The organism is Bacteroidota bacterium (genome assembly GCA_018831055.1).
Classification (GTDB): domain Bacteria; phylum Bacteroidota; class Bacteroidia; order Bacteroidales; family B18-G4; genus M55B132.
In genome coordinates, this window is record JAHJRE010000139.1 from 135,944 (window position 1) to 161,307 (window position 25,364).

The 25,364-nt window shown below is 44.4% G+C and carries 16 protein-coding genes and 1 pseudogene; 10 read left to right on the top strand and 7 right to left on the bottom strand.

What is annotated here, in order from left to right; all coding sequences use genetic code 11:
- Window positions 1-3: 3 nt before the first annotated feature.
- From KKA81_09050 to KKA81_09065, 4 genes and pseudogenes are all read right to left on the bottom strand, one after another.
- A complete protein-coding gene (locus tag KKA81_09050; GenBank protein ID MBU2651069.1) occupies window positions 4-2,259 on the bottom strand; it encodes a fused MFS/spermidine synthase in 2,256 nt (751 codons plus the stop codon).
- 216 nt (window positions 2,260-2,475) lie between these two features.
- Window positions 2,476-2,670, bottom strand: a pseudogene (locus KKA81_09055) (hypothetical protein).
- A gap of 214 nt (window positions 2,671-2,884) precedes the next feature.
- Window positions 2,885-3,709: an NAD(P)H-binding protein gene (locus KKA81_09060; GenBank protein MBU2651070.1), complete on the bottom strand. Its 825-nt coding sequence runs from the start codon at window positions 3,707-3,709 to the stop codon at window positions 2,885-2,887.
- A 148-nt stretch (window positions 3,710-3,857) separates the two neighbouring features.
- On the bottom strand, window positions 3,858-5,039 hold the full coding sequence (locus KKA81_09065) for a helix-turn-helix domain-containing protein (protein ID MBU2651071.1): 1,182 nt from the start codon (window positions 5,037-5,039) through the stop codon (window positions 3,858-3,860).
- Between the two features lie 174 nt (window positions 5,040-5,213).
- Here KKA81_09065 and KKA81_09070 point away from each other — a divergent pair, with 174 nt between their 5' ends.
- The 3 genes from KKA81_09070 to KKA81_09080 all read left to right on the top strand — a co-directional run bounded on the left by KKA81_09070 (window position 5,214) and on the right by KKA81_09080 (window position 11,052).
- Entirely contained in the window at window positions 5,214-7,577 is a 2,364-nt protein-coding gene (locus tag KKA81_09070; protein ID MBU2651072.1) for a VCBS repeat-containing protein, read from the top strand.
- A gap of 87 nt (window positions 7,578-7,664) precedes the next feature.
- Window positions 7,665-9,032, top strand: coding sequence for an MFS transporter (locus KKA81_09075; protein MBU2651073.1), 1,368 nt, complete (start codon window positions 7,665-7,667; stop codon window positions 9,030-9,032).
- 772 nt (window positions 9,033-9,804) lie between these two features.
- Window positions 9,805-11,052 carry an ATP-binding protein gene (locus KKA81_09080; protein ID MBU2651074.1) on the top strand — a complete coding sequence of 416 codons (1,248 nt, stop codon included), beginning with the start codon at window positions 9,805-9,807 and terminating at the stop codon, window positions 11,050-11,052.
- A 9-nt stretch (window positions 11,053-11,061) separates the two neighbouring features.
- Here KKA81_09080 and KKA81_09085 read toward each other — a convergent pair whose 3' ends face one another.
- Window positions 11,062-11,949 carry a hypothetical protein gene (locus KKA81_09085; GenBank protein ID MBU2651075.1) on the bottom strand — a complete coding sequence of 296 codons (888 nt, stop codon included), beginning with the start codon at window positions 11,947-11,949 and terminating at the stop codon, window positions 11,062-11,064.
- A gap of 47 nt (window positions 11,950-11,996) precedes the next feature.
- On the opposite strand from KKA81_09085, the gene KKA81_09090 reads away from it, so the two are divergent.
- Window positions 11,997-15,266 (top strand): glycosyl hydrolase, encoded by a 3,270-nt coding sequence (locus KKA81_09090; GenBank protein MBU2651076.1) that lies wholly within the window; start codon window positions 11,997-11,999, stop codon window positions 15,264-15,266.
- A gap of 51 nt (window positions 15,267-15,317) precedes the next feature.
- Here the strand turns inward: KKA81_09090 and KKA81_09095 are convergent, their stop codons facing one another.
- Window positions 15,318-16,232, bottom strand: coding sequence for a hypothetical protein (locus tag KKA81_09095; protein MBU2651077.1), 915 nt, complete (start codon window positions 16,230-16,232; stop codon window positions 15,318-15,320).
- Window positions 16,233-16,441: 209 nt separating this feature from the next.
- On the opposite strand from KKA81_09095, the gene KKA81_09100 reads away from it, so the two are divergent.
- The 3 genes from KKA81_09100 to KKA81_09110 all read left to right on the top strand — a co-directional run bounded on the left by KKA81_09100 (window position 16,442) and on the right by KKA81_09110 (window position 20,492).
- Complete coding sequence (locus KKA81_09100) at window positions 16,442-18,379, top strand: sensor histidine kinase (GenBank protein ID MBU2651078.1); 1,938 nt, start codon at window positions 16,442-16,444, stop codon at window positions 18,377-18,379.
- Window positions 18,372-19,022 carry a response regulator transcription factor gene (locus KKA81_09105; protein MBU2651079.1) on the top strand — a complete coding sequence of 217 codons (651 nt, stop codon included), beginning with the start codon at window positions 18,372-18,374 and terminating at the stop codon, window positions 19,020-19,022. Before KKA81_09100 ends, KKA81_09105 begins: the two co-directional genes overlap by 8 nt.
- 204 nt (window positions 19,023-19,226) lie before the next feature.
- Window positions 19,227-20,492, top strand: coding sequence for a hypothetical protein (locus KKA81_09110; protein MBU2651080.1), 1,266 nt, complete (start codon window positions 19,227-19,229; stop codon window positions 20,490-20,492).
- 104 nt (window positions 20,493-20,596) lie between these two features.
- On the opposite strand, the gene KKA81_09115 is transcribed toward KKA81_09110, so the two are convergent.
- A complete protein-coding gene (locus KKA81_09115; protein ID MBU2651081.1) occupies window positions 20,597-22,171 on the bottom strand; it encodes a T9SS type A sorting domain-containing protein in 1,575 nt (524 codons plus the stop codon).
- Between the two features lie 105 nt (window positions 22,172-22,276).
- On the opposite strand from KKA81_09115, the gene KKA81_09120 reads away from it, so the two are divergent.
- The 3 genes from KKA81_09120 to KKA81_09130 form a co-directional block, all read left to right on the top strand.
- The gene (locus tag KKA81_09120; protein ID MBU2651082.1) at window positions 22,277-23,125 is read left to right on the top strand and encodes a class I SAM-dependent methyltransferase; all 849 of its coding nucleotides are present in this window, start codon (window positions 22,277-22,279) and stop codon (window positions 23,123-23,125) included.
- Complete coding sequence (locus KKA81_09125; GenBank protein MBU2651083.1) at window positions 23,122-24,117, top strand: NUDIX domain-containing protein; 996 nt, start codon at window positions 23,122-23,124, stop codon at window positions 24,115-24,117. Before KKA81_09120 ends, KKA81_09125 begins: the two co-directional genes overlap by 4 nt.
- A gap of 96 nt (window positions 24,118-24,213) precedes the next feature.
- Window positions 24,214-25,364: beta-lactamase family protein (locus KKA81_09130; GenBank protein MBU2651084.1), on the top strand; the 1,151-nt coding region annotated here is incomplete at its 3' end.

Genomic DNA, 25,364 nt, shown 5'->3' on the forward strand with positions numbered 1-25,364 from the left:
TAGTTATTTATTAAGCAGGCTTTCCCTGATTTTCAATCCAAGATAATATTCTCCAACCGGTTTCCATTCCCTGTTTATTGGATAACCAACGGTAATGGATTTAATATAGTCCTGATCGCCCAGGTAACATCCTTCATATTCTGCCCTGCCGCTTTTTTCTTCCTCGGTGAAACGGCTCATAAGTATATTCTTCATTTCTTCATTCAACTCGAACGGGCTGTTTGAGGCCAGGCAGAAAAAGTCGTATTGCCTTACGTATTTAAAGGCTGTAGCTATGGTTTTAGGCATTACCCGGAACTCATCCATCCACGCCATAAAGATACCATCAGGAGTAAGATGATCGCTGATCTCCCTGAAAAAATAATCGGAGTAAAGGTTATTGCTGTATGCAGTCCTTGTTCTTAAAGGATCGATCAGGATCAGGTCAAAGGTCTCATTGGAATTTAACAGGTAACGCCTGCCATCATCCACAACAAGTTCCAGCCTGGGATCCGCGAACATCTCCCTGAAAAACTCCATTTTATTCAGATTCTTTATCAGAGCATGATTGATCTCTATGGATGTTACTTTTTTCAGATTTGGCATTTCCAGGACTATCTCCGTGATGGTACCGTTGCCGAAACCAATTACCAGGACATTTTCCACCTTTTTTGAATAGAAAATTGCCTCCCCGGCTTCAAAATGGTAGCTATACAATGGCCTCCAGCCATGTTGTATCCCGTTGATGTAATTTACCATGCTATCTCCTTTGACAAACGTAATCACTACGCCGTCAATTCCTTCCTCCAGGTAGGTTTCATAATTGTTTTCAAGCTGTACATGAATGGTTTTGTAAAGTTGCCCGGGACCAGGCATGAAAAGAATACCGGAAACGATAAGCACTGCTACAACGGCTACACGCACAACCGTGCGCAATTGCTTTTGTCTGTATCGGTTTATGAACAAACCAAAAAGGATACCGACGATAATAAATGCCAGGATGGTTGTTTCACTGCTGAATGCTGGCAGGATAACGAAACCGGTCAGAATACCACCCAAAACATTTCCCACAATGTTGAAAAAATATACTCGTCCGATAGTAGACCCTTCTCTGTCAGGTCTTTCCAGTGCCAGGGAGGATATTAACGGAAAGCTTGCTCCCATAAGTAGAGTAGGTATCAGCACGAATATCCCTGCCCAGAAGAAAATATCAAAAAGCTTGTATAATCCCAGGAAGAATGCTCTCAATGATTCTGTCGAAGGCAGATTGGGATCCGGATGATAGAGGTTCGTAAACGATAATCTTGTAAGTATTTCAAAACCGGTATATCTTGTCAGATAATAATACCCCAGGAAAGCTGCCAGCACAAAGGCTCCTATGAGGAATTGTATGAGGAAGAAGACATTTCTGCGGTCAATGGTCCTTTTCCGGATAAACCGGTTCATAAAATAGCTTCCCAGTGCAATACCGAACAAATATACTGCCAGCACGGAAGAGAAAACATAAGGAGATGCTTTTACAAAAATCCCAACAACCCTGAACCAAATGATCTCATATCCAATCGCAAGGAAGCCTGTCACAAAAACAAGGGAATACACCAGGTAACGGTTGAGGGGCTTGTATTCCGATTCCTTTTGCTCCTGCAATACGGGCTTTGCGGCTGCCGGTGCTGATTTCCTGTTTATGACAAAAATTAATCCGGCCAGAATTAGGTTTATAATTACAGCAATATACACTCCGGTATCAAGTCCAAACAATGAGATGATCACATAACTCGTTATCAACGCACCAAATGCTGCCCCCAGGGTATTGATGAAATAAAGGAAACTTACACTGTTGAGGAAGTTCTGTATATAGGAATTGAAAATCTTTGTGAGGAGAGGCAAGGTAATTCCCATCAAAAGGGTAGGAATGCTCAGAAATAGAAAAACATAAACCGAAACCAGCGGATAACTGCTTCCTGCTGTATAAATACCCAGTAATTTCAGAAAGGGAAGGCTGATGATACCAAAAACGCCTATCAGAAGTTCTATGAAAAAATAAAGAAGTATTTTCTTTCGAACTCTTTCGGCGAGATATCCGCCAATCAATGCCCCGATACCCAATCCAAACATATATATGCTGACAATCAGCGTCATGGATATGGCGCCCAATCCATAATGCATGGTTAAAACCCTTTGCCATACGACCTGGTAGATCAGACTGGAGAATCCTGAAAAGAAAAATATCCACGCCAGAAGTACCGTAGTCCGGGTGAAGAAGTCAGATTTTGGTTTCATAATTGCTGGTTTTTGCTTAAAGATGAATGAGTTATAAGTTTATCCGGTTTTGTTTGGCTTTTACAATATCCTATTTTTCTTATTACAGAACAAATGGACACGTTAAGATTTAAACTCAATTATAGTTAATCGGGTTGCATTTTCCCGTTTGAAATTTTTACGAAAAGGAGGTATAATAGACAAATAGTAGGCTGTTTTTTTCAACAGTCTTTATGCCTATTTAAACTCATCAATAAATTTCTTTTTCCTTTCAATGGACAATCCATTGTGATTTCTGAGTTTAGTCTTCAAAACAGGAAAATGGCCTTCTATGGCATTTGTTGTATTGGGTATGTTAAGCTCCATATGATCATACCATGTATATAGCCATTTAAAATTGTTTTTCAGCATACGGCAAGCACTTCTCAGTCTCTATTGAATGTAATGGCTTTTCCCTGTTTCTTCACTTTTTGTTTATAAACATAAGACTTCTCCAAGGTCTGGTTCGCCAAAATCATAATCATTTTCCATCCAATTGAATCCGTTTTTTAATCCCGAAGAGGTTATATCTTTATTGATTATATAAAAGGGACTCCATCCTACGGGATGGAGTCCCTTTTTATATGACTGTGTCGTCAATTTTAAGCTATACCTTCTTCTCCAGCCACTTCTTAAACGTTGTTTCCGGTTTGCCCAGCAATTTATCGGTAAAAGTTGGATCCCCCTGTTCCCTGGCTTTCTCGAAGTAGCCATAAAGCAAGGCTACCATTTTCATTTCTTTTTTCCCTGTTAAGGTTCCGATCAGTTTCATCATCCATAAGGGAATGTCCGATACTTTTTTTATTTCAGGATGGACCTTACCGACATATTCTACCAGCAGGTCGCGCATTTTGTGATATTCAGGCCCGAAAACAAAGAAAATGTTGTTTCTGGCTTCAGGTTTTGCGTAAGCTGCCGCAACCATCCTGGCATAATCATCGGCGGCCACCCAACGGTAGGGGTGGGGTTGCTTGCCAATCATCATGGCTTTGCCATTTCTGACCATCAACTCAAGGGATTCGAAGAACCAGGTTGGACGAAAGATCATGTAGGGTATCCCGCTGTTGATTAGCGCCAGCTCTGCCTGGTATTTCTTTTCAGTCATGAAAAACCAACGATTCTCTTCGCAAACGGATGCCCCGGAAATACCCGATATTGTGTTGATCCCGGCTTTCCTTGCTGCAGCAACTATTTGCTTCATGGCAGCTTCTTCATCAACTTTTGCGAGATTGGTGTGGATGGCGGTGCAACCCTTCATAGCACCTTCAAGATCGGCCGGATTGAAGAAATCTCCCCGGTAAACCTCAAATCCTTCCTTTTCTGAAACTGAACGTGAAAAAAGCCTTACATCATGACCGGCTTCTTTCAGTTTTTCTGCAACTGGCCGTCCTAACATGCCTTTGCCTCCGATAACTAGGATTTTTTCCGACATAGAACAAATAGTTAAATGTTTTTTTTATTTATTGCGCCGAAATTACAGAATATCAGGTTTCCGGTAAGATTATTTTTTGACAAATGAATTTTCAGAATTTTGCAACGAGTGTTATGGAAATAATAGATAAACTTTATGGTTATAGCGATTATGCCCCAATCCTGTATGTCTCTTTCTGAACCCTGCTCCGGTATTCCGTTGGCGTTTCTCCGGTGATCTTCCTGAAAGCATTGTAGAAGGCCGATTTGGAGTTAAATCCGCAATCCCAGGCCAGAGATATGATCTTCAGGTGATCATAATCAGGATCGTTCAGGTATTTTTTTACTTCCTCAATACGGTAAGAATTTACAAACTCGTAGAAATTCTGATGGAAATTTTCATTGATCACCTGGGAGAGTTTATGGAATGATGTATCCAGCTTTTCTGCAAGATCATTAATGTTGAGATCACAGTTGATGAAGGGCTTTTCAGTCCGCATGAGGACTTTTAGCTGTTGGGCTATTTCCTGGCCTTCTATGTCGTTTAACCCCGAACGTTCATATTTTTTCCCGTTAATATTTTCTGCGTTTATTTTTGATACCAATCCCGGATTGATTGATCCTGTCTGGTTATATTCGCTGAAAATCCCTTCCTGCCTGTAACCGTAAATGCCCACCCCAAGAACGTATACCTCCAATACTATCACTGAAATCGTTGCCGTAGAATATGGAAAGTTAATAAGACCGAATTCTCCAAGATATAATAAAAGAAAAGCAACCAGGAAATAGATCATTAAGCCTCCTGTCAGATAAAAGGCCCATCTTAAGTCCTTCTTCCTGATATTTGAAAAGAATGAATATACTTCTTTGCGATAAGTCCGGATCCTGAATAATGTCGCAATTAGGTAGAAGGGTGTAATCCAGTCCCAAATATATACCATCACGATATTAAAAAGATCACTCCGGGTGGCATAAAGGAAAAACGGATCCTGTGTATTTCCTGATATCAGATATCGGGTATATGGTATCATGATGATAATCAGTGGCGCCAGATGAAAAAGGTGTTTACGGCGGAAGCGCAAATCAGGATGAACCAGAAAATCAATGTATAGTAAAGTTGCCGGTCCCAGGATGGCCCAATAAACAAGGTCCAGCACTATGATGCGGTTGTCTGCCTGACCGGTGATCGGTGTGCCGGTAAATCGATAGAAAAGCTCGGCTCCGATCATAAGCAGGGTTAATGCCAAAAGGTAGTCCTTTACCTGTTTTTTCTTTTTGAAAAGGATAAGGACAATAAACAACACTACCTGGCCCATGCCCAGCAATGCGATGTATTTTACGGGATTATCCATGAATCAAAAGTAAAGCTATTCCATGTGAAATGTTTTATGAATCTGCATTTTGCACAAGCGGATTAACGGATAGTATGTATCGCAGGTTGGATAAGTTGTTGTCCCGACCGATCAAACAGGACTCATTTCTCCGGGATGCAGGATACTTTTGAAGTAAATTTTAAATTTTTAAGTATGAAAAAGTATTTGTTACTCCCTGTTGCTGCTTTCCTGATCCTGCATCCTGCAGTTTTGTTTTCTCAGTTAGAGTTAACCGAAAACCTGATCCGCAAGGAATTTGGTGGGGCCTGTTCGCTGGCTGCGGCAGACTTCAACAATGACGGATACTTCGACTTTGCCATAACGGCATCCGACAGTGGCCATGTTGGATGGTTCGAAAATGATGGAACACAACAGTTCATCCGGCATATGATCACGGAAGATTTTCCGGGAGCCAGAGCTCTCGATATTGCCGATTTTGATGGTGATAATGATATGGATGTTGTAGCCACTGCTTATAATGCAAACAGGATTTCCTGGTTTGAGAATGACGGGTCGGGAAATTTCACCGAACATATTCTTGTTGATAACTGGACCGGGGCCAGTTATGTCTTCACCCGGGACCATCTGGAAGGCATCGACCTGGACATGGACGGAGACGGTGATACCGATGTGCTGGCCACAGCCTGCGGCGGAGATATTATTTCCTGGTTTGAAAATGATGGTAATCAGAATTTTACCGAACATATCCTGAAAGATAACTGGGATAAAGCGAATTATGCCACAGCCACCGATCTCGACGAAGACGGGGACATGGATGTGATCGCCACGGCTAAAGCCGGACAAATCGTATGGTTTGAAAATGATGGTTTCATGACTTTTACTGAACATGAGATATTCACAGGATGGGCTGGTCCGAATTCCGTTATGGCAACCGATATCGATGGCGATGGTGATGTCGATTTCGCCGCCACAGCTTGTGGTAGCGATGACAAAGTAGCCTGGTTTCAAAACGATGGTAACGAGAATTTTACGTATCACCTTATCCGGGAGAATTATAACGGGGCCAGGACGGTGAACATGGCCGATTTTTCCAACGACGGCGATATTGATATCCTTGCTATTGCCTGGCAGGGAGCTATCGCTTCCATCTTTGAAAACGACGGGGCACAGAACTTCACCGAATACATTTTCTGCGATGCTGCCTTTGATCTTTTGAAAACGGATATTCTTGACATAGACTTCGACGGAGACCTGGATATTATCGGTGCATGCTTCGGGGCCGATGAGATCCGCTGGTGGGAGAACGAACAATACGGCGCCCGCTTTGAAGGTACTCCGCTCTCAGGGCATATTCCGCTTCAGGTAAGCTTTACGGATAACTCTGTTTTCCCTTTCCCCATAGTTTATCGCGCATGGGATTTTGATCATGATGGTATTGTTGATTCCAATGAGGAAAATCCTTCCTGGATTTTTGAAAACCCGGGAAAATATACCGTAAGCCTCGAGGTAAGAACAGATTCGCTGAGCAGGATGGTTGTTTACGAAGATTATATTGCTGTTTTTGACGGGGAAAGCGCCCTGGAATTTAATGGCAGCGGCAGCTTTGCCTGGTGTGAGGCTACCCCGGAACTGGATCTTTGTGGTCCCTTTTCCCTCGAGGCTTGGATCAATCCTGCCACCTACGGAGCTGCCCCGGGGATGGGAATGGGAAGGATCTTCGATAAAGGCAGATTCATGATATACCTCATCGCGTCATTATCCCCTTTCAACGATAGTTGCCTCGTGCTCGAAATGGAGCATAACAGCAAAGCAACCAGCAGGATATGTACCCCCGCAGGGTCCATCAAAACCGGCCAATGGCAGCATATTGCAGTTACCTACGATGCGGCGGGCCTTGTTACTATGTACATCAACGGGGAAGCGCAAACCCTTACCATAATCAATCCTCCCAACGGCCCGGTCATACATAATGCTGACAAACAACTTATCATTGGTAAATCAGCAACCATGCCCTACAGTTCCTTCAACGGCATCATCGATGAAGCCAGGGTGTGGGAGTCAATCCGGTCGCAGGAAGAGGTCGAAACCCACATGGATCATTATCTCATTGGTAATGAAAGCGGTCTCCTGGGATACTGGAAATTTAATGAAGGAGCCGGACCGGAAGCGGTTGACCTGACAGGCCATGGAAATAATTGCACACGCAACGGCGCCCAATGGTGCCAGGGTAAACACCTCGACAATCCCGTGAGCATTTACGATAATGATGGTTCTGGTTTGAATATCCTTGACTTGCAGGTTTTTCCAAATCCTTTTGATTCAGGAGCAGAGATACAGTTTCATCTGAATCAAACATCTTACCTGCATGTCGCGGTTTTTGACGTCCATGGCAGGTTGGTGAGGAATTTAACAGAAGGTATTCATCATGCAGGTAGTCAGCAAATTTTCTGGGATGGATCGACAACCCGGGGGAAAAATGCAGCCCCGGGAATATACATTTGCCGTATTCACGCAGGAAATGCGCATGGTGAAATTAAGATGGTAAAGGTTCGCTGACTCGTTTGGGGAGATGCTGTTTGCGTCTCCCCAAATATTTTATTTCTTTGATTGTTTTCCCGAAATGATCCTTAATTTAGCCTCTGTATGCCTGCGGGAAAGCTTTCACACGAAAACAGCATGCTGGGCTCGGTTTACATTGGTGCCCTGCTTGTATTGATGGATCTCAGCGCCATCAATATCGCCCTGCCGACCATCGGGGCTTTCTTTGATATGGAACCCGCGGAGGTGTCATGGCTGCTCATCCTCCCCATGCTTACTTCAAGCGGCTTTTCAATGATCTCAGGACGGCTGACCGAGCTTGCCGGTCCCAGGAAACTGCTTCTGATGGGTAATGCTTCCTTCATGGTGCTGACATTCCTTTGCTTCGTCGTAAAGGATTTCGAGTGGATACTGGCATTCAGGATTTTACAGGGTTTTCCCCAGTCGTTGATTTATGTGATGGGACCGGCGCTTATCCGGCACAGGCTTCATTTCTCCAGGAGGCAGCAATCATATGGAATATGGATGATGTGTACCGGCATTGGCATCGCTCTGGGCCCGTTCATCGGGGGATTCCTGGTTGAAAACCCGGGCTGGAACTATGTGTTCCTGATCAATGTCCCCCTGGCTTTGGCCGGGTTTGTTTTTGCCCTGGGAATGGAGAAATCCAAAGGATCCGGAGCCATTTGGAATAAACTGGATATTCCCGGTTCTGTGCTGAGTTTTGTCTTTCTTGCTTTACTGGTTTTCGGACTGGGTCTTGCCCGCAGGAAGGGCATCGCCGATCCGCTCGTGGCCAGCTTATTGATCTTATCCGTCGTTTTCCTGGTGCTATTTTTAAAACAGGAAAGGAAGACACGCTATCCGGTCTTCGACCTCAGCCTTTTCAGGATCAGGAATTTCAACCTCAGCATGACGGGTTTTTTCATATTCTTTTTCATTAACGTGGGGTCGAGGTTCCTGAGGCCTTATTATTTCGAGGAGGGCTTGTCCCTTTCACCCCGCGAATCCGGGTACCTTATGATGATAGCACCCCTGGTACTGGTCCTTGTTTCAGGGCTGAGCGGGTTTGTGGGCCGCTTTTTGTCTTCTTACAGGATGTATTTGTCGGGAACTGTGTTGCTGGCCGTTAGCACGCTGATGTTTTGCCTCTGGGACGGGCAGTCACAGACCTGGTTCCTGGTAATAACCATGGTAATCCTGGGCGTAGCCATGGGATTGTATTACCCGGTGTCGAGTTTTGTGGGTATGTCGGGACTGCCCGACGGGAAGCACGGCATGGGCTCGGCCGCTATCTCGGTTTCCAAAAGCCTGGGGAAACTGATGGGCGTGCTGGTGTTCTCGCAGATCTTTACCTGGCTGTTGCTCGAAGCCGGGAACGATATTGTGGGTGCATTCCGGATCACGTTTGTCATTGCAACGGGACTGGCCTTCTTGTCGGTGGTATTGTCGGTGTTTTTGAGAAGGGTGTGATGGGGTTCCGGTCTATAAACATAGGACCTCTTCGAGGTCCTATACGTAATAGAAATGATAATTTCCAATCTCTTTGAATACCAGTCTTAATCCCGAAGGGATTACATGTTTATAACACCAATGCGGCATAGTAATGTGCGACCCCTTCGGGGTCGAATGTGCTATACCCAATCGTTTTGGCTATAAACATAGGACCTCTTCGAGGTCCGGTACGTAATAGAAATGATAATTTTCAATCTCTTTGAATACAGGTCTTAATCCCGAAGGGATTACATGTTTATAGCAAGAATGTGGGATAACCTTGTGCGACCCCGAAGGGGTCGAATGTGCTATGCCCAATCGTTTTGGCTATAAACATAGGACTTCTTCGAGGTCCGGTACGTAATAGAAATGATAATTTCCAATCTCTTCGAATACCGGTCTTAATCCCGAAGGGATTACATGTTTATAGCAAGAATGTGGGATAACGTTGTGCGACCCCGAAGGGGTCGAATGTGCTATGCCCAATTGTTTTGGCTATAAACATAGGACCTCTTCGAGGTCCGGTTTGTAAGTATAATATTCATTTCCAATCTGATCGACGCCCGGCCTTAATCCCGAAGGGATTACATGTTTATAGCAAGAATGTGGGATAACCTTGTGCGACCCCGAAGGGGTCGAATGTGCTATGCCCAATCGTTTTGCCTCCGGCTTTGTGTATTTCAAATGATTTTATTATTTTTGCTAAATAGTAAATAGTAATTATGATTAAAATTACTAAATAGTAATTAGTATGAAAACTGAAGACTTACGTGAATTATTGATCCGGCAAAGGAAAATTTATGAAGAGTTTTTGATAGAAAGGGAAAGAAGAAGTGACCTGGACGCCCTTGATGAATTTGTAACAGTTATCACCGGGGTAAGAAGATGTGGAAAATCTACCTTGCTGAAGCAAGCTTTTTTTGAGGAAAGCTATTTTGTGAACTTTGATGATGAGCGTTTCATCAATTTCAGGATTGAAGATTTTAGTAAATTATTTGAGCTTCTTCACGAATTATTTGGAAATAAAAAGTACTTCATTTTTGATGAAGTTCAGAATGTTACCGGATGGGAGCGGTTTGTCAGACGGCTGAACAATGAAAAAATGAAGGTTTTTATTACAGGATCAAATGCAAACCTGCTTAGCAGGGAACTAGGAACCTACCTGACGGGAAGGACGATAATGATAGAATTGTATCCTTTTTCATTCAGGGAGTTCCTGTTATTTAAAGGCTTGAGTTTTGATGTTAAACGATTGGTACTCGAAGAGAAAGCTGAACTAAAAAGACAATTCTATGAATATATGGAAATAGGAGGGTTTCCTGAATATGTGAGAACCAAAAAGCCTGAATACCTTCAGGCACTATTCAACAATATAATTTTCAGGGATATCGTTGGAAGATATAAAATAAGGGCAGAAAGGGAACTCAGGGAAATAGTATTGCATGCGATGAGTAACCTGGCCAAAGAGATCAGCTATAACAGCCTGAGAAAACTGACAGGACTTTCAAATACCAGCACCATCAGTGACTTTTTCTATTATTTTGAGAATTCATATCTTTTGTTCACGGTCCATCGGTATGACAATTCCCTGAAAAAGCAAATTAACAATCCAAAGAAAGTGTATTGCATTGATACCGGACTTGCTTTCCAGCTTGGGTTCAGAACTTCAGAAGACAAAGGAAGGTTGCTTGAGAACATTGTATTTCTTCAACTCAAACGGTTGGGCAAGGATATCTATTTCCATAAAAGAAAGTACGAATGTGATTTCTTAATAAAGGATGGGATAAGAATCACCAATGCCATACAAGTATGCCATTCGCTTGATACTGTTAACAGGGAAAGGGAGTATAGAGGCCTCTGTGAAGCAATCGAAGAGCATAAACTCAATCAGGGTACCATCCTGACCTTTGAACAGGAAGAAGAGATTAATTATAATGGGAAAAAAGTAATAATCGAACCTGTTTACAAATGGCTTTTAGAGGGTAATGCTTTACAGTAGTGACAGTTTCTATAGATTGATATTTCCTTTTATTTTTCCGGCCGACCGGATGCTGACCATATCCTTTGCAGGATTGGGAAAGACGAAAACGTCACTTTCCTTACCTGGATAATAAGTTTGAATTCCTACCTGTAAGGGATTGAAAACACAGATCACATCCGGACCGGGAACCGGGCTGATGAACAGGTCATAATCCTGGTTGTAAATCAACTCAGAGGAAATACCCGGCATCGGATAGGATATGCCATCATATTCCATGGATGATGAGGTAAGTACCAAAGGGACCCCCTGCTGATCGATGGCAACCCGGTAGTTTGTACTTCCGGGAATGTCCATATCTATTGTTTCCAGGATTTCCCCTGTGAACGGGTCTACTTTGTACATATAATAGTGATCACCCAGCACGTAAAACAAACCATCAATGGGGTTATAACTTCCTGAATAGCTGCCTGGATAGATATCGAATTTATGTTCCATATAAGAATTTTCGCCATCCAGGAATATGATCGGAACCTGAAGGTTTTGTCCCAGGGTGATAACCCTTTTGGAATCGCCGGTGAAGGCATAGCCATAGATTTCGGATTCGGGCACAGGAACCGAAGTGAGGAGTTCCATGGTCTGAGCATCCACAATGTTGAGCACAGAACCCAGGATGGGATCCTCATAACCGAACAACAAATATTGATCATCCGGGCTCAGGGCGCTTGTTGAATGCTGGACAACCGTACCACCGGCACTCGTAAAACTGCAATTGACAGAGGCTTGATCCTGGATGGCGCTGGAAACGCCGTCAATCAACATTTTTGTAATATATGCATTGCTTCCCATGTAATTAATCAGGTATCCGGTCTGCCCGACTGATGTGATAAAGGCATCAACAATCTGGCTGGCACTCAATGTTGCAAGAATTTTTCATAACTTAGTCATGACAAAAAAATATGACCATGAAAAAATCAATCCCCAGGATCATCTTATTAATGACCATACTTTCCGTTTCGCTTCTTTGCTTCTCGCAAAAGAAAGCCGATACAAGCCTTTTGAACGACAAAACCTTCTCAGGACTGAAGCTGCGAAGCATCGGGCCGGCATTCAAATCCGGGCGTATCGCCGATATCGCCATACATCCTGAAAATGAGAATATCTGGTATGTCGCCGTCGGTTCCGGCGGGGTCTGGAAAACCGCTAATTCAGGAACCACCTGGGAGCCAATATTTGATGGGGAGAAATCCTATTCCATCGGCTGTGTGACCATCGATCCGAACAATCCGCACACGGTTTGGGTTGGTACCGGCGAAAACATCGGCGGACGGCATGTAGGCTATGGCGACGGGATATACCGCAGTGATGACGGCGGTTCTTCCTGGAAGAACATGGGACTTAAAGAGTCCCAACATATCTCAAAGATCATCGTTCATCCTGAAAACTCAGATGTCATCTGGGTTGCTGCACAGGGACCGCTCTGGAACAAGGGAGGTGAACGAGGGTTGTACAAATCTGCCGATGGGGGCAAGACATGGAAGAAGACCCTTGGCGATGAGGAATGGACCGGTGTGACGGATATCGTTATCGATCCGCGTGATCCGGATGTCCTGTATGCTGCAACCTGGCAACGACACCGCAACGTGGCGGCCTATATCAGCGGAGGCCCGGGATCGGGTATCCATAAATCCGTTGATGGGGGAGAGACCTGGGAAAAGCTGAAGTCAGGGCTTCCCGGGTCGAACATGGGTAAGATCGGCCTGGCCATCTCTCCGCTAAAACCTGATGTCCTGTATGCCGCTATCGAGCTGAACCGGCGTACCGGCGGCGTTTACCGTTCGGATGACCGCGGGGCTTCCTGGAAGAAAATGTCGGATGCCGTCGCAGGCGCCACCGGACCGCATTATTACCAGGAGCTCTTTGCACATCCCCATGTATTTGATAAGATCTTCCTGGTGGATGTGTGGATGCAGGTGTCGGACGACGGAGGGAAGACCTTTAAGAATATGAACGAAAGCAAGAAGCACTCCGACAACCATGCCATCGCTTTCAGCAAAACGGACCCGGATTATATGCTTGTCGGGACCGACGGCGGATTGTACGAAACCTTCGACGACACAAAGAACTGGAAATATATCCCGAACCTCCCGCTTACGCAGTTTTATAAGGTCAGCGTTGATGATTCGGAGCCGTTTTATTTCATTTACGGAGGCACCCAGGACAATGGTTCCCAGGGCGGGCCATCCCGTACCGACAAAAGCGATGGCATCAGCAACCAGGACTGGTTCATCATCAACGGGGGTGATGGCCATCAGACGGCCACCGAACCAGGAAATCCTGATATCGTTTATGCACAGTCGCAGCAGGGATACCTTGTGCGGAGAGATATGATTACGGGAGAAACCGTTGATATCCGCCCGCAGCCCGGCGAAGGGGAAGATGCAGAACGCTTTAACTGGGATTCACCCATCCTGGTCAGCCCTCATTCACCAACAACGATCTATTTTGCTTCGCAGCGTGTGTGGCGTTCCGATGACAGGGGCGATTCCTGGACAGCCATCTCCGGCGACCTTACCCGCGACCAGGAAAGGCTGACCTTACCCATCATGGAACAGACACAGGGCTGGGATGAAGCCTGGGATATGGATGCCATGTCGGATTACAATACCATCACTTCCCTGGCGGAGTCGCCTGTCCGGGAAGGACTGATCTATGCCGGAACCGACGACGGACTGATACAGGTTAAAGAGCCGGAAACAGGGGAATGGAGAAAGATCGAGGTGGGTAGCATGCCTGGCATTCCTGCAACGGCTTTCGTTAACGATATCAAAGCGGATCTGTTTGATGTCAATACCGTGTATGTTGTGCTTGATAATCACAAATTCTGCGATCTCAACCCATATCTCATGAAAAGCACCGACAGGGGCAAATCCTGGAAATCCATGAAAGGCAACCTCCCGGAAAAGACATTGCTCTGGCGGATCGTCCAGGATCACGAAAAGCCGGAACTCTTCTTCCTGGCTACGGAATTTGGTATCTGTTTCACGGTTGATGCCGGTGAGAAGTGGATCAGGCTGAAGGGCGGCGTGCCGACCATCTCCTTCCGCGACCTGGCCATACAGAAAAGGGAAAACGACCTGGTGGGCGCATCTTTCGGAAGGGGGTTCTATGTTTTTGATGACTACAGCGTCCTGCGCGAAGTCTCTGATGAACAGTTAAAACAAGAAGCCACCCTTTTCCCGGTCAGGGATGCATGGTGGTATATTCCCAGATATGGCAACTGGTCGCAGGGGGCTACTTTTTTTACCGCCCCCAATCCTGACTATGGCGCCGTTTTTACCTATTACCTGAAAGAATCTTACCAAACCAGGAAAGACATGCGCCAGGTGAAAGAGTCGAAGCAAAAGAAAAACAAGGAAGCTGTTGTTTTTCCGGGATGGGAAGAGGTTGAGGCCGAGCGAAGGGAAGAGAAACCGCTTATTATTCTCACGGTTAAAGATGCGGAGAGCAATGTGATCAGGAAACTGGAAGGCCCAACAAGCAAAGGCTTTCACCGTGTCGACTGGGATCTGCGTTATTCCGCGGCCCGTGCCATCGACATACATTCGGAAAGAAATGACGCCTGGTCTTCAGGATTGATGGTTGTACCGGGACAGTATACCGTTAGCATGGCAAAGCAGGTCAACGGGGTGGTTACAGAACTTGGCGGCCCTGTGGAGTTTGAGGTAGTCAGGATGCGTAAAGGGGGCCTGCAGGGAGCTTCGGAAGATGAGATCATTGCCTTTACCCTGGAAGTAAGAGAATTACGTAAGGCTGCCGGCGCTGCATCCATCATCCTGGAAAACTCGATGAAGAAAACAGAGAAAATGCAGGATGCACTGACACGTGCTGAAGTTGTGCCCGGAGATCTTGAACAAAAACTTCATAAGCTACGTGCCGATCTACTCGACCTGGAAGAAAAGATGTACGGGAACAAATCGAAACAGGAAATCGGAGAGCAGTCGCCACCCAATATCAACACCCGCCTGTATTTTGCCATGGGCGGAACGGGAAGCACCTATGGCCCGACAAAATCGATGAAGGAAAGCCTGGAAATGGGAAAGAAAGAGTTTGCTGCCGTGAAATCCGAACTGGAGGAGATCAGTAATAACAGAATACCGGCATTGCTTAAAGCGCTGCAGGAAGCCGGGGCTCCGTGGATGGAGGGGATGGATTTGCCAAATGATTCTAAATGAATCTACTGACTGCTAAACAGCCATCGCCTTGTCAGGCAGAAAGTTGGAAGGTTACTTTATTTCCATCGTGGCTTTCATCCTGAATGGTATTTTCATGCCATCGGGTAACTGAGCGTTTGGATTGATCATAATTTCCCCTTCAAATGAGTATTCTGTGTGGGTTTGTATGATCCAGCCATTAATTTTATTCACCTTTATTGCAGTGGCATACTCAACCTCAAGGTCGCTTCTTGCCGCCATTCCAAAAAAGTTAAAGGTTGAATCTGTGTTTGTCCTGAACCATGAGTTACCATTGATCTTATAATATTCATCCCCTTCTTCAAGCAGTATGTAATCGCCTTCCATTCTACCCGTTATCATATCTGCTCCTATGGTTGATTCAATCCACCATCTTTCGTTTAAACGAACGGGGCTATCCGGATAAATATGCAATGCGGTCTCAATAGATTTTTTAAAAGCCTCGCTACCAAATGCTTTCTTAAGTTGCAGTTCAAGTTGTGATTTTTCATTGGGAGAGATCCCTGCCAGACTATCCAGGATATTTTCCAGAATATCATCAAAACCGGATGAGTAGCTCATTTTGCCATCCTTCGTCATACTGCAGGAAAATGAATTTTCTGTCATTTCGGAAAGTGTTTTCGACAAAAGATCATATTCATTATCTGAATCAGAATTGTATCTCATAGTCTGATCCCTGACAGTGTTTTCCATTTCAAGACGCTCGTATTTTACCTCAAGCATGTACTCCTCATTTTGAATATCTTTTATAAAGAAATTCAATACACTTTCCAGCTTCATGTCCATCTTCATTAATTGCCCGTTAACTTCCTGGTTGATCGTAATGTTCGTGGTGGTTGAAAGTTTATAATCTGAGCCTTTTTCAAGTTTGTATGAAAGGTCTGTGTTTTGTGAGAATGAATGAAAACAACAGGAAATGAGGATAGAAAGCAGTAATGTGGGTTTCATAAGTTGTGATTTTTGGTTGCGCAGAATATCCTGCCAATGTTCAGTAAATATATTGATTTATGCTAAAAACGCGAACAGATTTTAATGCGAAGCTCCAGACTTCGATTATAAATCGTATATTGCATATCAATCTGCCGAAGTATAACTGAATCTAAACAGCTTTGCTATTGCAAACCTGTCACGATTCGGTAAATTTTTTCAATGAATGAATGATGAAAGGATGCGTGATCATATCTGTAATAATTCTCATGGCAGGCTGTCAACTTTCATCCCAGCCTTTAGACAGCCTTTTAAGCGAAATTCAGCAAACCACTGATGATTCGACCAAAGCAGTCTTGCTCTGTAAAGCTTCCATGCAGCTATATTATTCTTACCCCGATTCGGCGAACAAATTTATAATGCAAGCCAGGGAAATCGGCGAAAGAATTAAGGATAACACCATACTTGCCAAATCTTTTAATATCCAGGGGATCATTTATGATGTTACAAACAGATGGGACAGTGCCCTGATAAGTTACGAAAGAGCGCTTTTTTTAGCCGGGGAAGCCGGTGATAAGACCATCGAAGCTTCGGCTCTGAACAATATTGGTTTGATTTACTGGAATAAAGGGGAGTATGATAAAGCAATAGATTTTTACAACAGTTCTCTTCTTTTGTTTGAAGAGTTGGATAATCAGCGTGGTATTGCCAATACCCTGAACAATATCGGGTTGATATTATGGGAGCAGGACAGGTTGGTGGAAGCGTTGGATTACCATCGTCGTTCGTTGAAAAAACGTTTGGCGATGGGTGACCATTACGGTATTGGAGCATCTTACTCCAATATTTCAAGGCTGCACGATGAAACGGGAAGCAAGGACTCTGCTTATTTTTATGCTTATCGTGCTGTTGTTATTCAGCGGTCGATCCACGACAATTACGGCCTGGCCATTACTTTCAATAATCTGGCAAGCATGTACCAGGCTGATTACCGGATCGATTCTGCCTTTAAGTATTACTTTGCTTCCGTGGAGAGATATAAGGACCTTGGTAATTTGGGGCGTTGTGCCTCTTCATTATACAATCTGGCGGATCTTTATAAAAATTCCGGGGATCTGGCTTCATCAGAGAAGTACCTCCTGGAAGCCCTGGATTATGCAAAGAAAGCTGATGCCAGAAACATCCTGTATAAGATTTATGGCAATCTCGGGCGGCTTTACCATGAAACGGGAAGAGACAGGCTCGCATACTCCAATCTATTACGAAGGATAGAAATCCACGACAGCATTTATGATATAGAAAGGGATGAAATAATTGCCGAAATCCAGGCGAAATACGAAACGGAGAAAAAAGATAAGGAAATTGCTTTGCTTGGACAAAAAGGGGCAGAGGCTGAGCTGAAAGTCGCTAAAAGGAACCGTACCATTACCGGGCTGAGCCTGGGATCGTTGGCACTGGTTTTCCTCGGGTTGTTTGTTATACAGCGAAATAGAAGAAGGTCGCAGGCTGCCATCGACCGGGCTTTGATCCTGGAAAAGGAGAAAGGTCTGGAGGCTGTTTTTGCCGCCCAGGAAGAAGAAAGGAAGCGTATTGCCAAAGAACTGCACGACGGCATTGTCCAGGAATTGGCAGGGGTAATCCTGGGTTGGAGAAGGCTGGCAGGTGAAAAGAGAGAGAGTGACACTGAAGAGTCATTCTTGTTGCATTCCCTTGAAGAAGCCTCAGGTGAACTCAGGGAAGTATCGCACCAGATGATGCCAAAAGCTATCAGTGAACTTGGCATAGTGGCCGCATTGGAAGATATGTTTCCAAAGACTTTCAGACATGTGGAGATTAAATATGTATTTGAGCATTTTGGAATTGTTGGGCGACTTCCTGAAAAAATCGAACTGGCTTTATTCAGGATATCACAGGAACTGGTGAACAACGTTATCAAGCATAGCGGAGCCGGGAATGTCAGCATACAATTGCTACAGACCAGTGGTAGTATTGTTTTAATTATGGATGACGATGGCAAGGGCTTTTCCGGGGATTTCAGGAATAAGGGAATTGGGTTGATGAACATAAAAAGCAGAGCAGAAACCCTTAAAGGTTCTGTATTATTTGAGAACAATACAAGCGGGGGAGCAACTGTTACTGTTAAAATACCTATACGACAGGATGATTAATGTGCTTATAGCTGATGATCATAAGATCATGGTTGATGGTCTTTTACATATTCTGGAAGGTGATCCGGAGATAAATATCGTGGGAATCGCATTTAACGGAGCTGAAGTTCTGGCTATCCTGGAAAACACAAAAGCTGATATTGTGCTGCTCGATATTGATATGCCGGTGATGAATGGCATTGAATGCGCCCGGACAATAATTGAAACTTACCCCGATATTAAAACAACAATTCTGACCATGCACCAGGAAAATGCCCTGATCAGGAGATTTATTGAAATGGGGGTAAAGGGATATATGCTGAAAACCATCCCAGCACACGAACTGCTTTTTGCAGTTAAATTAATCTACCGGGGAGGAGAGTATTTCAATTCGGATGTTACCAGAGAACTTCTCGATCCTTCACCTGCAAAACCTCTGATTTCAGAAATCAGTCCCCTGGTTAACCAGCTAACTTCCCGGGAAAAGGAGATCATTAAATTGATCTGCGATGGGAATTCCAATACACAAATCGGGAAAAAGTTATTCATTAGTCCTAAAACCGTTGATAATCACCGCACAAATATCATGGGAAAGCTCAATTTGCACAATGTTGCTGCTCTGGTGCGATTTGCCTTTCAAAATGGGCTCCTGGATGAAAAATAGGGTAATCACCCCATGGATTTGCATATATCACCTCATTTCCTCCGCTTCTCTTCATGAATACCTTTGAACTGTTGATCACCCCGGCCCGATACTGAAGAAACATTGCAGGGTTACTCATTCGTATTATTTGTATTGGGTCTGATCAACACAACTCAACAAGAATGAGTGCTCTGCATTTTTATTAAACTATCGGAGGAACTATTTATGAAAAATCATTTACTTACTTTATTGTTTTTATTGGCCTGCTTCCCGCTTATGTCGCAGTGGATACAGGTTAACAACGGGCTGGGGAACTTCCCGCCCACATCCATGTACGTTTTCGTGGATACTGTTTATGTAGGAACTTTTGGTGGTGGAATTTACAGGACACTGGATGAAGGTAACCTGTGGACGGCCATCAACGGTGACCTCGCGAATCTGAATGTGAACGATATCCGTCCGGGCCCCATTCCCAAGAATATCTTTGTTGCCACAAGCACAGGTCCGTATTTTACCCAGGATCTGCTTAACTATCAGAACTGCACTTCCACAGGATTGACAAACACGGATATTCACTATTTCTGGTTTGGCGGAGATGATGCTACCGACTGGGCTGTTGGAACTAATGGTGGTGGTGTTTTTGCTTCCCCGGATTATTACGGACCATGGACGGCATACAATACAGGGATTTCAGGAGAAGGGCTCAAGGTAAACGATATAGGCGGATACTCTGATAATAGTATCGATTACAGTGTTATGGCTACTGATGGTGGTATGTATTATTCGATGGATAACCTGGTGTCGTGGACTGAAAAAAACAACGGTCTGAGCGGTGATGCCCTGCTGGTGCAAAAGCTCACGGGACTGGGATCCATGGTTATCATTGCTACTCGCGATGGACTGTTCATGAGTTATGATGGAGGAGATACCTGGACGGAACAGATCGCGGATGAAAAACTGAATACGGTCTTTATTACTCAGTCAGCACTTTCTTCCACAGGCTTTTATTGCTTTGCTTTTGGAGAGAACGGTTTCTTCTCCGAAGATTTTATCAATTATAGTCAGGTTGATCTGAGCGGACTATCGGGAGGAGAGATCACCTGTGCAGCTGTTAATTCAAGCCATATGTTCCTGGGTACTACCCTCAGCGACAGATCCGGCGGTGGCGTTTTCAGGAAACCACTCGACCTGGTTGTGGGTATGCCGGATGAAAAGGAGAACATAAAAAATTTCGGACAACTTAATCAAAACCAACCCAATCCTGTTACCACCTCAACAACAATCACCTATGTGTTGAACAATCCGGGAAGGGTAAATCTCAGAATTTTCAGTGCCCTGGGGCAGGAAGTCCAATCCCTTGTGAATGCTCACCAGGGTAAAGGTTTGCACCAGGTTACTTTTGCACCGGAGGGCTATGGGGGGATCTGTTTCTATTCCCTGGAGATTGATGGCGTGGTGGTTGGTTCAAGGAGAATGGCTGTGGTGAAGTAGGTAAATTAAAAACCTCTGTGGAGCTCCTGAAATAATAACTTTCACGGAGTTTCACAGAGGTTTCACAGGGTACCACAGAGGAAGTCTCTGCGGGACTTTTTCGTTTAGTCCCTATGAATAATCAATTTCCTGTAAACAACATCATTAGTTAATACCAATCCTGCAAGATACATTCCTTCCTCGAGGAAATTCAGATTATAGGTTCCAACCGGAAATCCCTGTTCCTCAAATACTATTCTACCGGATAGGTCATAAATCCGGAAAGCCCGGATATCTTCCCGTGAGAGATCGGTTTGTATTGAAAACTCACCGTTACAGGGGTTGGGCTGTATCCCGAAAGCATCCTGATCGTAATTGTTTTCAGAGAGGCCTGTCGGTAATCCGGAGTAAAACCTCACGATGACAAAATCCTGATCACCGGCGGCATTATATGCTCCGCCGGCTGCAAGGATCTTCCCGTTTTCCTGTATTGCCAGCGATTGGATGGCATCATTCATCGATCCACCCTGACTGATATCGTAAAAAGAAACCCCAAAATGCGTCCCAAAGTCAGCATCCAGGGACCCATCTTCGAGGTAACGTGCAAGGCAAAAGTCCATGTTGCTTGTGTTGGAATGATATCCTCCGGCAAGGATCTTGCCATCGGGTTGGTGAACCACTGAATATGCAGCATTGTCTCCTATCATATCGGTAATTACTACACCGTTCTCACCGAAACTATTATCGGGATAACCATAATTAAGATAGCGGAACAATGCGAAATCTATGCTTTCCAGTCCAAATACCCGGCTGGCAACTACAATGCGGTACTGGGAATCAATGGAAAGGCTGGTTCCTGGGGAAAGAACCATGTTGCATAAGATATGACCATCGTTAATTGAAATACCGTTAATTCCAAAACCCGGATCAAGTGTGCCATCAAGCTTTAGCCTCACGAGGGCGATGGCGTCATAGGTACTGCCGTAAGTTTGATAAGCATAAGAGGAAACCAGGATCTTGCCCTGATGCATAGCCACATCACCGGGCATATCGTAGGACCCGCTTGCCAGGTCAAGAACAATAAATCCATTGGTGCTGAAACCATTATCCAATGTTCCGTTTGGTAAAAACCGGCAAACAAAAAGATCTAAATCCGAACCAATACTGATATCGGTTTGCCCGGCAATCACAATTTTACCATCCTCCTGTACGGTGATACAGGTGGCAATTTCATTCCCTCCCAGATCAATCGTACTAATGCCGGAAACTCCAAACGTGTTGTCAAGTCCTCCGTCGGGTAAAACCCGGGCTACGCTTATATCGGCGTCACCGCTGTTGGAATATCCGCAAATCAATATTTTCCCGTCGGCTTGCAATGCAATATCAAATACCTGGCTTACTTCAGTGCCAAAGTTGAAAGTAAAAACTCCTCCGCTTCCAAATGAGGCATCATAAGTTCCTTCGGACTGATATCTTACCAATGTGCAGTATTGTTGCACCCCCAGTCCATTCGTATAACCGCCGGCCAGGATCTTTCCATCCGGCTGGATGATCACGGCCTGTGCATCATTGTAACTTTTATAAATATCAGTCATCACTTTTCCGGAGTTACCAAATGTCTCGTCAATGGTTCCGGGTTGCTGGGCAAATGTCATCAACCCCAGTGTAAGCAGTAATAAGATAGTAATGTAGTTTTTCATATTGGAATTTTATAATATTTAAGTGCGCCAAAGATAAAACTTTATTTATATGTTAGTGCTAAGGCAAGGTTATTATTATCTTTACGAAAACAAATACTTATCCGTATGGGACTTTCCGGTTTTCCAATGGTTGATGTTTTCCAGGATGCTGTTGAGCATAAGAAGGTGGCGGATGTCATTGCCCGACACCTTGTCGGCCGGGAAGACATACGGGATAAAGCTGTGAATGACCTGGAACTGGGTGAGGTCAGGCATATCCTTGATCTGGGATGTGGGTTTGGATTTTTTAGCAAAGTTCTGGCAGAACGGGTCCATCCCAATGCACAGATTACCGGAATAGACCTTTATCCCGGGTATGAAAAATGTTTCCTTCAAATAAGCAGGACTTCCGGGCGAAAATGCAGGTTCATCTGTGGTGACGGCTCGGTGATCCGAAAATTGAAAGATGCTTCCTTTGATCTGATCGTTTGCAGTTATGCTATGTATTTTTTTCCTGAATTGACCGGCGAGATATCCAGGATTTTAACGGATAAAGGAATGTTTGTTACCATCACTCATTCCCGTCCGCATATGGAAGAGTTTACGCTATACCTGAAGAATATTTTATCGGAAATGGAAATTCAGGTCCAAGAGGTTATCCCGCATGATGCACTTGTCGACCGCTTTTCTGATCTTAATGGTAAAGATATCATGGAGCCTTTTTTCCAGGAAATAACCCTGAAGAAATGTGATAATATGCTGAGGTTTGGTATAGATGATTTCAACGATTTTCTGCAGTACTTTAATTTCAAATACAGGTTCTTTGTCCCTGAAAGCATTGATCCGCAAAAGAAACTGTATGATCTTCTGGTCGGGAAAATCCGTAAGGACCTTGAACGGGGGATGATATTGAACATTTCTAAAAACGATGTTATTTTCACCGGGTTCCGGCCTCGAAAATCAAATGTGTTATGATCAGGAAAAAAATCCGGTGTGCTTATTGTGGCGGACCCTTGGTTCGAAAAGATGAGGGTGACAGCTTAAGGGATTATTGTCCGGCCTGTAATGTGTTTTTTTATGAAAATCCTCTGCCTGTGGTTTCCAATATCCTGTTAGAAGACAGGAAGATATTGCTGGTGAAAAGAAAGCTTGACCCGAAAAAAGGGTATTGGTGTCTGCCTATGGGTTTTGCTGAGACCGGTGAAAGCATTGAATCCGCTGCATTGAGAGAGCTCAGGGAAGAAACAGAACTGGAAGGGAAGATCACCGGTTTGGTTGATGTGGAATCAGGATACAGCGAAACATACGGCGACCTGCTTTTTTTGACTTTTGAAGCTGAAAAAACCGGTGGCGAAGCCATTGCGGGTGACGATGCCTCCGAAATAGGTTTTTTCTCTCTGGATAAACTTCCTGAAATGGCCTTCGTATCGAATATCCATGCCTTAGAAAAATTCATCCGGTCAAAACAGGAGTTCTGGACTATCATTGACTCCTTCAAAAGGTCTTTAAATGGAGAGTCCAATGGCAAACCGGCCGGAGACTTCTTATCCGATAAACTGATACGTCTTATTGAAGATAACGCGGAGCTCATAGCCCAATACTGGCTGAATGATGTGAGAACCAGCCATTCAACTCCTACATACAGGCAATTTGACCCGATAGCATTGTCTTCCAGGAATATGATCGTGATCAGCCATTTTGGAGAATGGCTCGGGGGAATTTATTCAGGAAAAGAAATCAGGGAATTTTATGAAAAGCTCGGAGCAGACAGAAATATGGAGGGATTTAAACTAAGCGAGGTGCTCAGTGCTTTAAGCCTCACACGCAAAAATATCTGGGAATTTGCCCTTTCACAGAATGTTTGGAATAAAACCATCGACATTTATATGGCACTTGAGCTGGAGCGCAGGATGATGCTCTTCTTTGACCGGGCTGCCTATTGGATCGCAAGAGGATATGAATTGTAAAATAAGTGATTTTGAATCTCATCCAATATTTACCTGACCTGTAGACGTTTGGTTTTTCCTTCAGGAATGTGTACCTTGCAGTAAAATTTGATTGTCATGAAAACCATTTTCCTGCCAACTTTCTTGGTTCTGCTATTGTTGTTCTCTTTTTCATCCAAAGCCCAGGATTTCTTCGTTGAATTTCAAAACACGGATTATCAGCAAACAGAAAAACTCTTCCTGGAAAATATAAATCAATATATTCCACAGAACGCCGATGGCACTTCTGAAAGATACATTGAGAGTATGGATCCGGGTTTTTTTGAAGCCTGGATATCATGGATCATGGATGAAGCTCAGATACCTGGTGCTTCCCTTTGCTTTTTGAAAGATGGCCAAATGTACTGGAAATGGCATAACGGTGTTGCCAATCTTGCTCAGGGCAATCCTGTGAACGATTCCACGGTTTTCATGGCTTGTTCTATTTCAAAAACTGTTATTATTACCGCCATCATGCAGCTTTATGAAGAAGGGATGTTTCAGTTGGACGATGATGTCAACGAATATCTGCCTTTTGAAGTTAAAAACCCCCTCTTTCCGGATAGCATCATAACTTTTCGTTACCTGATGACTCATCTTTCCTCGATTAACGATAATCTTGAGCTGTTAAACAGCCTGATCACCTATGGGCACGATTGCCCTATTCCCATAAGTTCCCTTCTGGAAGCCTATCTGGTCCCCGGCGGGATGTACTTTACCGATCAGAGCTATGCTTCTTTTCCCCCTTTTCAGGAACATAACTACACAAACGTTGGAGCCACCCTCCTGGCATACCTGGTAGAACGCATGACGGATACCGATTTTGAGACCTATTGCCAGAACCATATTTTCCAGCCTCTGGGGATGGAGCAGACTTCCTTCCGTTTGGCAAATCTTGATCAGTCGAGGATTGCCACCCCCTACCTGCAACAGGATGGAACCCTGATACCAACCGATCATCCGGGTTTTCCGGTTTATCCTTCAGGTGCTCTCCGAACCAGTGCCATGCAGCTGGCAAAACTCCTGGGAATGTATATGCAGGGAGGAACCTATGAGGGTGTTACTATCCTGAATCAGAATACTGTGGATTTGATTACCACATTGCAATACCCACAGGTTCTATGGCCGGAAATGATGGGGCTGATCTGGTTTTTCAATTATGGATTTTATAAACACGGAGGATACTTCCCGGGGGCACAATCGGAATATGGGTTCAGCTGGGACCGGAA

Coding starts and splice junctions, on each gene's coding strand:
- KKA81_09050 (MBU2651069.1), bottom strand. CDS start 2,259: ATGAAACCAAAATCTGACTTCTTCACCCGGACTACGGTACTTCTGGCG.
- KKA81_09060 (MBU2651070.1), bottom strand. CDS start 3,709: ATGTCGGAAAAAATCCTAGTTATCGGAGGCAAAGGCATGTTAGGACGG.
- KKA81_09065 (MBU2651071.1), bottom strand. CDS start 5,039: ATGGATAATCCCGTAAAATACATCGCATTGCTGGGCATGGGCCAGGTA.
- KKA81_09070 (MBU2651072.1), top strand. CDS start 5,214: ATGAAAAAGTATTTGTTACTCCCTGTTGCTGCTTTCCTGATCCTGCAT.
- KKA81_09075 (MBU2651073.1), top strand. CDS start 7,665: ATGCCTGCGGGAAAGCTTTCACACGAAAACAGCATGCTGGGCTCGGTT.
- KKA81_09080 (MBU2651074.1), top strand. CDS start 9,805: ATGAAAACTGAAGACTTACGTGAATTATTGATCCGGCAAAGGAAAATT.
- KKA81_09090 (MBU2651076.1), top strand. CDS start 11,997: ATGAAAAAATCAATCCCCAGGATCATCTTATTAATGACCATACTTTCC.
- KKA81_09095 (MBU2651077.1), bottom strand. CDS start 16,232: ATGAAACCCACATTACTGCTTTCTATCCTCATTTCCTGTTGTTTTCAT.
- KKA81_09100 (MBU2651078.1), top strand. CDS start 16,442: ATGATGAAAGGATGCGTGATCATATCTGTAATAATTCTCATGGCAGGC.
- KKA81_09105 (MBU2651079.1), top strand. CDS start 18,372: ATGATTAATGTGCTTATAGCTGATGATCATAAGATCATGGTTGATGGT.
- KKA81_09110 (MBU2651080.1), top strand. CDS start 19,227: ATGAAAAATCATTTACTTACTTTATTGTTTTTATTGGCCTGCTTCCCG.
- KKA81_09115 (MBU2651081.1), bottom strand. CDS start 22,171: ATGAAAAACTACATTACTATCTTATTACTGCTTACACTGGGGTTGATG.
- KKA81_09120 (MBU2651082.1), top strand. CDS start 22,277: ATGGGACTTTCCGGTTTTCCAATGGTTGATGTTTTCCAGGATGCTGTT.
- KKA81_09125 (MBU2651083.1), top strand. CDS start 23,122: ATGATCAGGAAAAAAATCCGGTGTGCTTATTGTGGCGGACCCTTGGTT.